General features: G+C 62.6%; 10 protein-coding genes and 2 pseudogenes. All 12 read right to left on the bottom strand.

Annotation, left to right across the window (positions count from 1 at the left end; genetic code table 11):
* Positions 1–2: 2 nt before the first annotated feature.
* Positions 3–1,619 (bottom strand): PucR family transcriptional regulator, encoded by a 1,617-nt coding sequence (locus YWY_RS0102235; protein ID WP_028846285.1) that lies wholly within the window; start codon positions 1,617–1,619, stop codon positions 3–5.
* 50 nt (positions 1,620–1,669) lie between these two features.
* Positions 1,670–2,701: an NAD(P)H-dependent amine dehydrogenase family protein gene (locus tag YWY_RS19835; protein ID WP_038044329.1), complete on the bottom strand. Its 1,032-nt coding sequence runs from the start codon at positions 2,699–2,701 to the stop codon at positions 1,670–1,672.
* 82 nt (positions 2,702–2,783) lie between these two features.
* Positions 2,784–4,310 (bottom strand): APC family permease, encoded by a 1,527-nt coding sequence (locus YWY_RS19830; protein ID WP_038044328.1) that lies wholly within the window; start codon positions 4,308–4,310, stop codon positions 2,784–2,786.
* 262 nt (positions 4,311–4,572) lie between these two features.
* A complete protein-coding gene (locus tag YWY_RS19825; protein WP_051309544.1) occupies positions 4,573–4,863 on the bottom strand; it encodes a hypothetical protein in 291 nt (96 codons plus the stop codon).
* 3 nt (positions 4,864–4,866) lie between these two features.
* Complete coding sequence (locus tag YWY_RS0102215; protein ID WP_028846284.1) at positions 4,867–6,375, bottom strand: FAD-binding oxidoreductase; 1,509 nt, start codon at positions 6,373–6,375, stop codon at positions 4,867–4,869.
* Positions 6,372–7,652 carry a (Fe-S)-binding protein gene (locus YWY_RS0102210; protein WP_084608826.1) on the bottom strand — a complete coding sequence of 427 codons (1,281 nt, stop codon included), beginning with the start codon at positions 7,650–7,652 and terminating at the stop codon, positions 6,372–6,374. Before YWY_RS0102210 ends, YWY_RS0102215 begins: the two co-directional genes overlap by 4 nt.
* 33 nt (positions 7,653–7,685) lie before the next feature.
* A complete protein-coding gene (locus tag YWY_RS0102205; protein ID WP_028846282.1) occupies positions 7,686–9,119 on the bottom strand; it encodes an aminobutyraldehyde dehydrogenase in 1,434 nt (477 codons plus the stop codon).
* Between the two features lie 101 nt (positions 9,120–9,220).
* Positions 9,221–10,780 carry an AMP-binding protein gene (locus YWY_RS19820; RefSeq protein ID WP_038044326.1) on the bottom strand — a complete coding sequence of 520 codons (1,560 nt, stop codon included), beginning with the start codon at positions 10,778–10,780 and terminating at the stop codon, positions 9,221–9,223.
* The gene (locus YWY_RS0102195; RefSeq protein WP_342665086.1) at positions 10,777–11,658 is read right to left on the bottom strand and encodes a hypothetical protein; all 882 of its coding nucleotides are present in this window, start codon (positions 11,656–11,658) and stop codon (positions 10,777–10,779) included. The genes YWY_RS19820 and YWY_RS0102195 overlap by 4 nt, the downstream gene beginning before the upstream one ends.
* Before the next feature lie 382 nt (positions 11,659–12,040).
* A pseudogene (locus YWY_RS0102190) lies at positions 12,041–12,247 on the bottom strand (integrase core domain-containing protein); the annotation flags it as partial.
* 16 nt (positions 12,248–12,263) lie between these two features.
* Positions 12,264–13,340, bottom strand: a complete 1,077-nt coding sequence (locus YWY_RS0102185; protein ID WP_156899074.1) for an IS110 family RNA-guided transposase — start codon at positions 13,338–13,340, stop codon at positions 12,264–12,266.
* 220 nt (positions 13,341–13,560) lie between these two features.
* Positions 13,561–14,462 (bottom strand): annotated as a pseudogene (locus YWY_RS19815) (IS3 family transposase); the annotation flags it as partial.
* Positions 14,463–14,959 lie beyond the last annotated feature (497 nt).

Raw genomic sequence — 14,959 nt, 5'->3', positions numbered from 1 at the left:
TTTCAGCCACACGTGACATTTCCGGTCTTCCGGCGGGCCGGCGCACACGCTCGCCGAGCTTCGGGATCCCCACAGCGGGTGGAGCGAATGATCTCGTTGTTGGCTCCGCACTCGTCCTCACCTTTCTCGGACGCCAAGCACGCAAGATAGACATCCACTAGCGTCGCCATGCTGCTCAGCGGGCGTTGCAGGATCGCCTCGATCTGCCCGAGCCGATAGCGAAGTGTATTCGGGTGGATAGAGAGTTCAGCCGCAGCCGCTGTCACGTTGAGATCATTCTCGAAATACACCTTCAGCGTGTGAATGAACTCCGGTCGGTCCAGCAACGGGCCGAGCACCTGATCTATTTTGACCACCAGGTCCGTCTCCGCCACGGAGTGCACCAGCCACAGAGCCAAGCCGAGCTTGTCCACCAGGCGCAGCCGACCGTCTAAATGGCGCATGGCGGTGCGTGCGCCGTGCAGCGACTGGGCGACGTCCCTCACCCGGGTGATCTCTCGGCCAGCGCCGACGACCAGGTCGAAGCGCTCGGCGAGCTCGTCAACCCAAGCGGCCAGTTCGTCTACCTCGGCCTGCATAACCACGGTGAGATCGCGCGGCTCGGCCATAGCGAGGAACGGGATGCCGCGCGCCGCGAGCGTGTCCTCCAGCATCTGCCTGCGCTCCGGCGCAACCGCACCCGCTCTATCGCCGACGTGGAAAATCGCGGCCCTGGCCGGTTTGGTGAAGTCGATGCCGAAACGCCGGAACCGCCCGGCCAGTTCCCGCTCGTCGTACGTGGTCAACGGCTCAAGGGCAGCCTTGAGTACTTCCTCGCGCACCAACTGATCCTCGACCCGCGCGGCGTCGCGTTGCAGGTCCACGAAGTCCAACAGCCTCCCGGCAAAACGCATCACGGCATGGACGAGCTCATTCGAAGCCGAGCGGCTGCCGCCCAGCACGGCCAGCCAACCCTGTTCGCGGCCGACGTCATCCATCAGCGGCATCGCGAGCAAGTCGTCCGCGGCCACCGCGGACGTGCCGACCCGCTGTCGTATTATTCGCAGCCAGACTTGCGCGCCGCGCTCGTCGGACTCGCCCAGCCGCATACGGCCGGACGCGTCGAACAGATACACCTCGCCGTGCAACAGGCGGCTCAGCCGCTGCGCCAAATCTTGCAGCGGCCAGTGGGCCTTGAACGCATCCAGCAGATAGTTCTGCATCGAAAAGGCGCGCTGAATGGACGAAAAATCCGTATCGATCAACGTCTTATTGACGAATCCGACGATTTCGCGGTAAGGCGTCTCGTAGGGCACCCGGAAAACCGGGAACTCAAGGAGTCGGGCCTCGTCCAGCAAGGCCGCCGGGGGCTGCGAGAACGCTACGTCGACGCCGAAGCCGAGGGCACAGATGCCGTCTGCGTTGAGCTCCCGGACCAGCTCACGCTGGGCATCCTCGGGCTGATCGCGCAGCCAGATGCCCAGCGTGAGCACCACCCAATCCGGAGGGATGAACTCGGTCGGATGAGCCATCTCGGAGTTGTGCGCCCCGAGGATCGGCCGCTCGCGCGCCCGCTTGTTCCCCGTCAGCAGTTCGAGCTTGAACTCCTTGTGGTCGAGGAGGTCGCCCAATGTCAGCATGCGTTTTCTCGGCCTCCTGCAACTCGTGGCTCAGTCGCGAACCGGATCACTCAACGAGTACCCCAGACATACTCGTGCAACGGGAAGGCACGATAGCGCAGCGCGGGAAGCTTCTCCACGGTGACGAAGCCTGGCTCGGCTTTGATCACGTCCGGGATGCGGTTCACCAGCTGCGTGCAGGTGGTGATCTGGGTTGGCACAGTGCCGTTCGACAGGGTCAGCTCGGGCTCTCCGGCGATGTCCCACTGGTTGATGTCTCCCTCCTCGGGCATGTAGACCCGGCCGGACATCTCGAAGGTGAACACCGGACCCTCTTCGGTGCGGATCTCGTCGACATCGGTGAAGCCGATGACTGCGCCCTCCTCAACCTCCGCCTGGAGTGCTTTGGAGTACATCCGGCTGGGAGCCAGATCGGGCCGCGTCGTAGTAGTGATCTTCGTCGGTGTCAGGCCGGTGTGCGCGACCAACGCGTCCAGCACGTTGCGCCCGAATGTCGGCGGCCGGCTGGCGCTTTTCAACCACTTATCGAACTCCGTCACCGAACTTCCCACCTGCTGGTCCCCGGCGACCTCAGGGCCGAAGTCATCGACATTCCAGCTGGCCCGGCCCGTCACCGAGTCGATCTTGTGCGCCGTTCCCATCATCATGGTGACGATGTTGACCCAGTAGACGTCTTGGTGTCCGGTACCGGTAAGCGTGGCCCCGGTGCGCTTGGCGATGGCGTCCAGCTCTTCGGTGATCTCCGGCGAAGTCTTCCACGGGTACAGCGCCTCTTCGCTCAGCGTGACCGCGTTGACGCCGTGCTCGGCGCAAGCCCGAAGTTGTTCCACTGCGTCAGCCATGTAGCTGTTGACGGCGATAACCGCGACGTCGGGCGTCGTCCGCTTGAACACCTCCGCGGGGTCGTTGCTGATCGTGACGCCCAGCTCGCCGAGCCCCGTGACGGCTCCGAGGTCCTTGCCCACTTTCGCCTCGCTGCGGGAGAGCGCTCCCACGATCTCGACACCCTTATCTAGCAACATCCGAGTAGCGATCGTGTTCATAGCGCCAACGCCATAAACGACGGCCTTAATCTTCCTCATTGAGGTCCACCTTTCTTTGGGTCTATGACGAAAAGTCATACGACACAAATCGACTACCTAGCCTTCTCCCTGTGATCAGCAGTCAGAGGCCCCCCTTTCTGCCTGCGGCTTCGGCGAAGTCCGATTCCGGTTTGACTGGTTCGGCAATCGCGTCACCATGCGGCAGGTCAGTCCGCGCGTATGGCTTGGCGATCAGCATGTAGACAAGCCCTGCCGCCACTACCAAAGCAGCGGAAAGCAAAACGTTGTAGTTGTCGTACCACGGCGCGTCTGGCGTTCGCGGCCACGCCATATTCGTCGCCGCCAGCAACTGGTAACCCAATGCGGTCAACGTGACCGGCAACCCCCACCGACCTAGCGTGAACTTCCCGCTCGGACGCCACCCCTTCAGCCGCGCCCGCAATGCGGCCATGACCACCATCATGAAGGCCAGATAAATCCCTAGGGAGGCGAAGGACACGATCTTCGTCAGCGCGTTCTCAGAAATCTTCGATGCGATCACGATACATATCGGGAGGATGGCCGTCAAAAGCAAGGCATACGGCGGCACATGCCTTTTTGCGGATATCTTCTTGAATGCGTGACTGACCGGCATCATATCGTCGCGCGCGTACGAATAGATAAGCCGGCTGGCCGCAGCTTGCAAGCTCAGGGCGCACGACAGGAACGAAATCAACACAATCCCGAGCACTACCTTGAAGCCCACCGGGCCGAACGCGCCGCGCAGCACCGTCGTGACCGGGTCTGGGTCGGCGCCGGTGATCACCGCGCCGAAGTCCGGCACAGCCAACAGCAGTGCGAAAGTAATGACGAATGAGGCCGCGCCGCCGATATAGATCGTCATGCGCATGGACCTAGGAATGCGCTTTCCAGGGTTCCTCACCTCTTCCGCGACGTCGCCACACGCCTCAAAGCCGTAGTAGAGATAAACGCCGATTAGGGCCGCAGCGAGAAATGCCGGCAGGTATGAGTTAGAACCCTCGACTCCCGCCGAGTCGAATAGGACACCGAGGCCGTGGCGCCGTTCGGTGAGCAGCAACCACCCGCCGACGGCGACCGCGCCCGCCAATTCGGCGGCAAAGCCGAAGAAGGCGACCTTCGCGAGGATCCTTGTGCCAGCGAGGTTGAGCATCATGACGATGAGAATCAACACGATCGCGCACACGATCGTCACATCGGTGGACGGCGTGATGTCCAGGAACATCGCCACGAACGGCCCGGCTCCGTAGGACACGCTGGCGATCGTGACCACCAATGCCAGCATGTAGACCCAGCCGGTGAGCCAGGCCCACCGCCTTCCCCATAATCGACGCGCCCATGGGTAAACCCCACCGGACACCGGGAACTGAGAAACGACTTCACCGAACACCAGTGCTACAAACAGTTGGCCGATCGCCGCGAGGACAACCGCCCAAATCATTGGCGGACCGCCCGTCGCAAGAGCGAACGCGAACAGGGAGTACACGCCGACTACAGGCGACAGATAGGTGAATCCCAGGGAGAAGTTCTCCCAAAGCGACATGTCGCGTTTAAATTCGGAAACGTAGCCCAGCGACGCAAGCTGTCGCGCATCTTCGTCCGGCTTTCGCACATCTGATGGGTTGCTCACCGCGACTCCCGATCCGCACGGGTCTAACCGGGCAGCGCGATAAATTTACGCGGCCTCGCCGTGCATTTATTGCGACCCAAACCGATCCGTTTTCTCTGGGGAAATTCGGCCGGCCTCGCGCAGCGGGATTGACTGCGCCCGGCTGGCGCACGATCGTCTCGGCGGGCACAGGGCGCGGCTCGTTCGTGAATGGGAGCCAGGCACCCTGTGCCAGCTAAGTCCTTCTGACAGATCATTTGCCTAAACGCGCCTTGGACGTTGGTTAACTTTTGTCTGGCTCGTCGGCTGGAATGGGGTCTGCCGCGCAATCGGCGGTTAGGGTCTCGTCCGCGAACGCCCGCTGCACGTATCTCAAATGGTCCATACGGGCAGCCGCGATCCGATGCGAGTCCCAAGCTGGCATTTTCTGTTGGCGAAACCGCGTCATCCGCCGTGGATCGACCTCGTAAATGTCGTCGAACCGCATGACGACCTGATCGGTGACCTGTCGCGGCTCTGGCGGTTGTTGCTCATCCTGCCGATAGCGTCCGAAGCGGTAAGGTTCGTCGCTCATTTCTCACACTCCGCCCTGGTACGCCTCGTCCAGGCATTGCTTCCCGGGGTTCATGATGTTGTTCGGGTCGAGCGTGCGCTTGAGCAATTTCATGACCTCCCACGACGCGCCCATCTCAATCGGAACCAGTTCCGCGTCCCCAGTCCTTGTAGAACCGTGGCATGCGGTGATCGAACCACCGTGGTCGAGCACCGTTTGGGCGATCTCACGCTTGAGCGACACGAAGGCTTGCCAGCCTTCCTCGTCCAGTTTCTCTTCCCACAAGCCCAGGTCGATCTCCAGCAGAAGGTCACCCCACGGCTTGTGCGCGCCATTGCTGTACGCGAAGCACCCCCAGTCATCGAACAGCTCGTATTTCTCCATGTACCGGGCGGTGATTTCATGCCATTTGCGCAGCACTGCCGGCACCTCGCTGTACGGCACGGCGGCATCCTCACAGTGCCAGCTCATTGGCAGCACTTGCCCATTGGCGTCACGTCCGTGAAGCGGGTTCGCATAACGGTCATGCCGAGCCGCCCAGTCCCACGGGGCGATCTCGTCGCCGATATAGCGGCCGCCCAAGCTTCGGCCAAGCTCCATCAACATCTTCGACGCCGCTTCGACCTCCGGCCGGGTGCCATACAGCGCCGCGGCGCAGACGGACTTCACCCACTTTGGCTGGACGATGTACGCCTCGTCGTCACGCCGCAGGTAATCGACCTTCTCTGGATCGAAAAGCATCACTCCGCCCAGCGTGGCGATTCCGCTCTTTCCGATCTTGGCGAAAGTGCGATAGGCCTTGTCGAAATCGTCGAACAGGAAAAACGCGGCGAACTCGGCCTCGGCCCTTGGCACCAGCTCGAGCGTCGCCTCCGTGACGATTCCGAGCGTTCCCTGGTGCCCCATGAACAGCTGCTTGAGGTGATACCCGGTCGACGACTTGCGCACCTTCCGGCCGCCACCGTCGCCAACCTGAATGATCTCGCCGGTGGGCAACACGATCTCGAAGGAAATGACCAGGTCGCGCGGATGTCCGTAGCGCGCTCCCAGCAATGACAATCCACTTGTGCCGATCCGGCCGCCGACCAGCGCGACGGCGTACGAGGCCGGATCGTCCGGATACATCACTCCATGCTGCTTCAGCGACCGATTCAACGTCTCAAGATTGATGCCTGGACCAACGGTGACGGTGTTATTCACTAGGTCGATCTCATGAATCTGGTCCATGCGTTTCAGGTCAACCAAGATCCCGCCACGCAGCGGCACTGCGCCGTCGGCAAGCCCTGTGCCGCCAGCGCGCGGCACTACCGGGATCCGGTACTCGTTGGCGAGCTTGACGACGGCCGAAACCTGCTGGGCCGTCCGCGGCAGCACGACAACGTCCGGCAGGTACTCGTCCCAGCGGTGCACCGGGAACGGCGCGGGCACCCGGGCTCTGTTGAACAAGCTGGCCTTGTCGGTCAACACCCCATCCTCGCCGACAATTCCCCGCAGCCGGTCAACCACGTGGCTGTCCACCGTGGCGGTCGTCATGCCCTGGTCCTCCCGCCAATCTCAATCCCCGCGGACTCGGCAACCATCTCCATCAGGTCCTTGACCTCGATCCCGGCCTCTTCACCAGCTGCGCTCAGCGGCCGCTCGGACCACACGCACGCACTCACCAGCGTGTCCACCTCCAGTTCTGCTGCCTTCTCCAACCTGCGGCGACTGATCTCGGCAGTGATTTCCGGCTTCTCGATCGGCAGTCCGCCGCCGCCACCGGAGCAGTACGCCCACTGGGTGACCCGGTCAACGTCCTTGAAGGTCAAACCGGGAATCGCTCGCAGGATCTCTCGGGGCGCCTCATGAATTCCCTTGCGCTTGTTCAGGCGACAGGGGTCGTGGTAAGTAACCACCCGGTCGATGGGAACGGTGAGCTTGAGCCTGCCCTGCCGGATCAGCTCGGCGACGAGATCGACGATCTGGATCACCTCGAAGTCGAACTCGTCTCCGAAGTAGGCGGGATAGTCCTCGGTGAAGTGCACGTAGTCATGCGGCTCGATCGCGATGATGCGCTTTACGCCGGACGCACGCCAGTCGTCGATATTGTGCCTGGCGAATCGCATCGACTGCTCCACATAGCCCATTTCCGCCGCTGGGCCGCCACAGCACCACTGCTCGTTCATCAAGCCGAACTCGTAACCGGCCTTCTGCAGAATCTGCGCGATGGCGCGTGGTAGCGACGTCCGATAGAAGGCTGCCTCGCAGTCGACAAACATGATGGTCTCGCCACCGATCGGGATGTCTAGTCCCTCCGCCCAGTTGCGGACGTAAGCTTGCCCGTTCGGCTGGCTGCCGTCGTCGACGCCGAGCACCGGCTCGTTCTTTAGTTCATCAGTGAGCCGATTCCATTGCTTCCACTTCTCACGGTCCAACCCCTTGTCCACCAGCATCGCCCGCGCCGCGCGCACCACCTTCACGGTCTCGGTGCGAGCGCGATAAAAGTCGCCCACCATCAATGTATTGGGGCACCGAAGCTCACAAGCCCCGCACTGGGTGCAGTGGACGTAATCGTCGGCCACGTCCTCGATATTGAGGTGGCCCTTCTCCATTGCGACAACATTCGCGTGGAAGGCCGTCGGGGTGTGGTTCTCGTTACGCGTGACCTGGGTGACTGGGCAAACTTCCCGACAGAACTTGTGTCCCGACGAGAAGCATCCGTACGCGTTTTCGTGCCACTTGTCTACAAATGCTTGCTCGACTTCGTCGAGCGGCTTAGGCATCGCCAGGTCTACGGTGTTTTTCCGTTCCGTGTGATCCGCTGTTGTCATTGACGCACCTCCGAAGTCTGGGCTGGTAAGTGATCAGGCCTTGGTCATGACGTGTTTGATGCGGGTGTAGTCCTCTAGGCCGTACATCGACATGTCCTTGCCGTAGCCCGACTTCTTGAAGCCGCCGTGCGGCATCTCCGCGACTACCGGCAAGTGGTCGTTGACCCACACGCAGCCGAATTCAAGTTCTCGAATGGCCCGGTGCGCGGACGAGAGATCCCGAGTCCAGACCGACGACGCCAATCCGAACTCGACATCGTTCGCCCACTCGAATGCCTGGTCCGCATCGTTCGCCCGCTGGACGGAGACGACCGGGCCGAACACCTCTTTTTGGACCAGGCGATCATCTTGGCTGGGATTAACCACTACGGCCGGTTCAACGAAGTAACCGGTGGCCCGCTGGGATCTGCCGCCGGTGACCACCTCGCCATCGGTTTCGTCCAGGAAATTGAGGATGGCGTCCCTGTGTCCGGCCGAGATGACTGGGCCAAGGTCAAGCTCTTCGGTTTCGGCAGGATCACCCACAGTGAGCCCCTGAACAGCCGGCACCAGGGCCTCGACCAGCTGGTCGTAGATGCCCGGTGTGGCGATGATGCGACAAGCAGCGGTGCAGTCCTGACCCGAGTTGACGTATCCCGCGACCTTCACGGCCTCGACCACTGCTTCGACGTCGGCATCGTCGAGCACCACGACAGGGGCCTTGCCGCCCAGTTCAAGGTGAACCTTGGTCACGTTCTGCGCCGCGACTCGCGCGATGTTCATTCCCGTCGCGGTGTCTCCAGTGATGGAGATCATTCCGATTCGCGGGTCGGACACCAGACTGTCGCCCATGTCGGACGCGCTGCCAGCGAGCACATTGAACACTCCGGGAGGGAAGATGTCCGCGGCGAGGTGCGCCAAGTACAGCGCGGTAAGCGGGGTAGATCGGGCTGGCTTGAGCACGCTGCAGTTGCCCGCCGCGAGCGCTGGGGCGAACTTCCACGCGGCCATCAGCAATGGGTAGTTCCACGGAGCGATTCCGGCTACCACGCCGATTGGCTCACGACGGATGTACGACTCGTAGCCGGCCAGGTACTCACCACCCGAGCGGCCTTCCAAGCACCTGGCCGCGCCGGCGAAGAAACGTATATTGTCCGCGACGAAAGGAATCTCCTCACGCGCTACCGGTAGTGGCTTGCCAACATTGCGCGATTCCAGAATGGCCAAGTGCTCCGCGTGGGCATCGATCGCATCGGCAAGCGCCAGCAGCATTTCTGCACGCTCGCCTGGAGTGGTTCGGCGCCATACGCGAAATGCTTCCTGGGCGGCCTGGACGGCAGCTTCGACATCATCCGGGCCGCTGGCCGGAACTTGCGCTAGAACTTTTTCGGTGGCGGGCTCGACGACATCGAGCTTCCTACCATCGGCGGCGTCTATTAGCAAGCCATTGACGAGGTTCTTTGTTTTGAACTCAAGCGTGCTCGACATATTTTCTCCTGCGGTCAGTTTCGGGATGACTCGACCGTTACTTGGTTGCGCGGAGGGTTGGTGATCCGATCACCTATCGCCAGCGCGATATCGCGGTATTTCTAGGCGTTCCCGCCAGGGAGATCATTTGGGAATCGTGCGAACTGCTCTTTCAGAAGGAATTTTTTAATTTTTCCGGTGGCTGTCTTGGGAAGATCCGCAAAGCGGAATAGGTCCGGAATCTTGAATCCGGCCAGCCGGGCGGCCAAATGTGCCCGCAACTCGTCTTCGGCAGCCCGCATGCCCGGTCTCAGCGTGACGACCGCGGCGGGACGTTCACCCCATCGGGGGTGCGGCATCGGGACGACCGCTGCTTCCAGAACAGCTGGATGCTCTGCAAGGGCCTGCTCCACTTCGACCGACGAGATGTTCTCACCGCCGGAGATGATGAGGTCCTTGGCTCGGTCGCGTATCTCGATGTAGCCGTCGGGATAGCGAACGGCGAGGTCACCAGTACGGAGCCAGCCGTCCGGTATCGCTGCCGCGGTTGCTACTTCGTCGCGAAAGTAGCCAGCCATGACATTGTTGCCGCGAACGGCGATCTCTCCGAGTGTGGTGCCATCGGGGGTGATCTCTGTGCCGTCTTGGTCAACTACCCGGACCTGCTGGGCCACGATGTTGCCCACACCCTGCCTCGCGTTGAGCTTGTTCCGCACCTGCTCGGGCAACGAATCCCACTCCGGATGCCAGTCGTTGATGACGATGGGGCCATACGTCTCGGTCATGCCGTATAGGTGGGTCACGTCGAAACGCAACTCACGCGCGCGACCGAGCAACGACGGCGAGGGCGGCGCGCCGCCCGTCCCGATCCACACTGGGACGGCCTGGGCGCGCTCGGAGAAGACGATGCTCGACAATACGGTCGGAGCCGCGCACAAATGCGTCACGCCCTGCTGTTCGATGGCGGCCCAAATAGCTGATTCCTCGGCTCGGGGCAGGCACACGTGCCGCGCGCCGGCGGCCGTCACCGCCCAGGTGAAACACCAGCCGTTGCAGTGGAACATAGGCAAAGTCCACAAATAGACGGATTGACCCGTCATCCGGCTGTGATAAGCCATCGCCAGGGACTGCAAGTATGCCCCGCGATGCGTGTACACGACGCCTTTCGGGCGCCCGGTCGTTCCGCTGGTGTAGTTAATCGCCAGGGCTGCATGCTCGTCGGCGACGTTTGCTTGGTACGGCTTGGCTGATCGGAGCGCTTCCTCATATTCCGGGCCGCACATCAAGGTCACAGGCTTTACCGAGGCTTGACTCAGGGCAGCCTCGGCAAGGGTTTTCAGATCCGGGCTGAAGATCAGGAATCGAGCCCCGGAATGGTCGAGGATGTAGGCGATCTCGGCGGCACTAAGCCGGACGTTCAATGTCACGAGCACGCCGCTTGCGAATGGGACACCGTAGTGGGCTTCGAGCATCTGATGCCGGTTCGGCGCCAGCACTGCCACTCGATCGCCTGGGCCCAGGCCAAGCGCCTGTAACGCACCGGCCAGCCGCTGTGTCCGGTCAAGCAGTTCGGCGTAACTGAACTGCCGGTCATCATCCACGATGGCGGTGCGCTCCGGGTACACGGCCGCGGAGCGGGTCAGAAATGCGGTTGGCGTGAGCGGCTCAGAATTGTGCATCATGGCTGGCCTCGTTGATCTACGTTGGTCCACGCGCCTCTGGAGGCGAAGCTGACCACCGGGAGCTCCGCCATGCTGCGGAGCCCCGGTGGGGCTTCGGCAACGGCAGTGACAACATTGGCAGTGACCGCAACCGTGCTGAGGTGGCTTTCGTAGCCGGCGGTCGCGACGACCTCGATGTTCTGGTCGACGCCTTCAATGCGGCAGCGATCGCCCGGAGCGATATCGTCGCCGGGCTCGAAGAAGCCGAAGTTGATCTCAAGGTCGATGACCACGCGGTCGGCTATGAGCCCGCGGGCGGCGTGCCGGACCGCGGAGACCGTGCCCGCCTCGAGCGATCGATGCCGACCGTGCCGGGCTCGGTCGGTGATGCGCACAGGTCGAACATCGTCGACCTCGATCTCATCGAGACGCCATCCCAGCCCAGATCCCAGCGCTGCCACGGACTGCTCGAAGCCGACGTGTCCGATGACCGCGCCGCGACGCTGCGCGAGTCCAAACTGCTCGGGGGTCAGCCCTAGCCCAAACTTTTCGAGGATAGCCCCGTACCTGGACATGTCTGCGCTGCGACGGATCACGACTCGGTGAGCCTGTTGGGTCATCGAGCTCAGCAATAACGGCAATGTATCCATGATGATCCCGGGGTTGGCCCCGGTGCCGAGCAACGTGACGCCATTTTGCCGCGCCAGTTCGTCGAGCTGGCGAGCCAGCCGAGGATGACTGACATGCGGGTAGGCCAGCTCCTCGCAGATACTCACCACGTTGATGCCCCGCTCCAATAGCGGCGCGACCGTCTCGGCGACGACGTCGAGCATCGAGCTTGTCGCAACTACCGCAACATCGGCATCCGGCAAGCAGGCGGAGCTGTCTACCACGGTCACACCGAGCTCCTGGCCGCCAAGCACGGAGCCAAGGTCTTTCCCCACCAGACCAGGCCGGGGGTCCGCGCCACCCTGGAGACTGACGTCCGTCCGCCGCGCGAGCACGTTCCCTATGGCAACGCCTGTCGCACCCAGACCTACTAGCGACACTCGGGTCTTCGACAACTAGGGCTCCTCGGGTCGGTCGATGTGATCCCGACTATAGGTGCTGCGCCCCTGTGTCCGGAACTGGAAAACCTACAAATTTAGAGTATTCTTTTGGGTCCCGCCACAAGACCATCGTGAGGCTTTACTTCGATCTGGCCATGATCACCATCGCCCTAAAGGTTGACTTGGACTTGCCGACGAGAGGGTCTGATGCACGAACTGGTGACAGTTTCGGTTAGGCCGCCTGGATGGCAGCGGGCTTCATGATCAGCTCGTATTCGACCGGGGTCAACCGCCCGAGAGCGGCTTGGCGACGGCGTCGGTGATAGGTCCGTTCGATCCAGGCGACGATTGCGATTCGTAGCTCCTCGCGGGTGTTCCAGACGCGGCGGTCGAGGACGTTCTTCTGCAGCAGCGAGAAGAACGACTCCATCGCGGCGTTGATGCTCCTATATCCGTCAAGCAGCGTTCGGGAGGCTCTGACGGGCGTCGCGGATGGGGCGCATCGCCGCCCAGAGCTCGCGGGCGAGGAGCCGTTTGAGGCAGCGGATGATCTCGGCTTTGGTCTTGCCTTCTGCGGTCCGTCTGGCGACGTAAGCCTTGGTCGGTTCGTGGTGCTGCATCCGCACGATCACGACCCGGTAGAGCGCTGCGTTGGCCTGGCGGTGACCGCCACGGTTGAGCCGGTGCCGTGTCGTCATTCCCGACGATGCCGGGATTGGTGCGACGCCACAGAGTCTGGCGAACGCGGCTTCGGACCGGACTCGTTCGGGGTTGTCACCGGCCACGATGAGCATTTCCGCGGCGGTGTCAGGACCGACGGCGAATGCCTTCGCCAACTCGGGGGCAGCCGAGGAGGTGAGGTCGGTCAGGATCTTCTCGTGCTCGACGATCTCGGCGTTGAGTTGCTGCCAACGTCGGGCAATCGCGCGCAGCGTATGCTTCGTGGCAGCAGCAACGGTCGTGACTCGCCCCGGACGCAGTCCGGCGCAGCGGTTGATCAACGCCATCTTCGACAACGGTTGCAGCTCTTGGCGCAGGGCGTCGGGCGCATTCACAATGACCTGTTTGAGGCTGATCATCGCTGACGTTCGAGCCTTGACGGCGATGTCCTTGGCGACCTTGACCTGCCGGATCATCTCGACCACGCCATCGGCGGACTTCGGGACCGCAGTGGCCAAGCCGGCGAGAACTGCTTTGGCGGCGTTCTCAGCATCGATGGTGTCGGATTTCCCGCGCAGCCGTCGGTCACGCCGGTCGGTGCGGACTACTTCCATTGCGCCGATCCCGCGGCGGCGGACCGCGCCAGCCAGGCCTGCGCCATACGATCCTGTGCCTTCGATCCCGAAGATCAGTTTCCCGCCGAACGAGGCCGCCCAGTCGATCAACTGGGCATAGCCGCCAGCATCGGCGACAAAGGATCGGTCATCCAAGACGGTGCCAAGGTCATCGATCGCGACCGCGACGTGGACGTACTTGTGAGTGTCGACACCGACAACGACTCGACGGTGCGACGGAACCTGTTGCATGCTCATAGTGCTTGCCTTTCCAACCGGTGAGTGACGCTGGCCGGTCGGGTGGACGGGACTGTGATGAGACTGTTGCGATCAGGCTCCTATGAGGTCACGCCCGCCCGGCCAGCACCGTGGGTGAAGCGCCTCCTGGCGGACGACAGATCAACAGCCAGGACACCCAGACTTCGGGGTCAGTCGTCAGCAAGAGTCAGGCCGCCAGGAGACGATCGACAGTCTCACAGTCGGCGGCCGCGCCGACGCGACCCATCGATCCGGCCATGTCGTGACGATTGAGCTGGTGGACCAGCTTCCTGGACCGGAACTGCGACCCGCGGTCGGTGTGCAGGACACAACCAGCCACGTCCACACCCTCAGCGCGGCGGCGAGCGACGGCGTTGTCGAGTGCAGCGACCGCGATCCGCGACTTCATCCGTGAGTCGATCGAGTAGCCGACGATCCGGTTGGAGTAGACGTCCTTGATCGCGCAGAGGTAGAGCTTGCCTTCACGGGTCCAGTGCTCGGTGATGTCGGCCAGCCACAGCCGGTTCGGGGCGCCGGCGGTGAAGTTCCGCATCACCAGGTCGTCGTGGACCGGCGGGCCTGGCTTCTTACCGTTGCGGCCGCGCCTCTTCCCGAACGCTGACCACCAGCCCAGGTCGGAGCAGATCCTCCACGCGGTCCGCTCTGCCATCGACTCACCGGCTTCCCTGGCTTCGTCGACCAGGAACCGGTAGCCGAACTCGGGGTCCTCGCGGTGAGCGTCGAACAACGCGTTGGCCCGGTAGGCCGCAGCCAGTTCGGCGTCGGTCACCGGCTTGGAGAGCCAGCGGTCGTAGGGCTGGCGGGCGATCTTGAGCACCCGGCACGTCACCGTGACGGGAACCCCGTCGTCGGCCAGCTCGCGGACGAGCGGGTACATCATTCTCCCGGCAGATGAGCCTGCGACAGATAGGCCGCAGCGCGGCGCAGGACCTCGTTCTCCTGCTCGAGCAGCTTGATCCGCTTGTTCGCCTCCCGCAGCGCGTCGGACTCGCTACCCGACTGTGGCGAGCGAGACGACCGGGCCGAGTCCTTCTCGTCGATCGCCAGCCAGCGCTTCAAGCACGACGGCGAGATACCGAAGTCCTTGACGACCTGGGCCATCGAGGCATCGGACTCCCGGTAGACCCGGATCACGTCCTCGCGAAACTCCTTGGAAAACGCCTTCGGCATGATGCACATCCTTCCAGCGCCGACACACATCGACGCAGATCGGATGTCACCTATCCGTGCAGCAGTCCCAAGAAATGTCAACCGACACTCGCGGCCCACGGGACACATCCGGCGCGGCGTCCGATCGTCAAACTGCGCCCCCGGCAGGACTCGAACCTGCGACCAAGAGATTAGTCCATGATCCTTCTCAACGTCTCGCGTTGAGCCCCATCACCCGTCGTGACCTCGCTGAATCACGATCTCGAACAGGCGCTGATGGTGGTTCGTTGGGGTTTCTTGTCGTTGATTCCTGGGGGTAAAGCGTGGCGGTGATCTTGACTTTGAGGGGGCTCCATGAAGGGTTCTCCCCGTCGGCCTGGTGCGTCTCGACCGCCTCGTGTCAAGGCCGCAACCTCTCTGCCTGACCGGAGGCGGTGGTGCCAGGCTTG

This window comes from Thermocrispum agreste DSM 44070 (genome assembly GCF_000427905.1).
In the GTDB taxonomy this organism is placed as follows: domain Bacteria; phylum Actinomycetota; class Actinomycetes; order Mycobacteriales; family Pseudonocardiaceae; genus Thermocrispum; species Thermocrispum agreste.
This window is presented reverse-complemented; position numbering and strand designations above follow the sequence as displayed.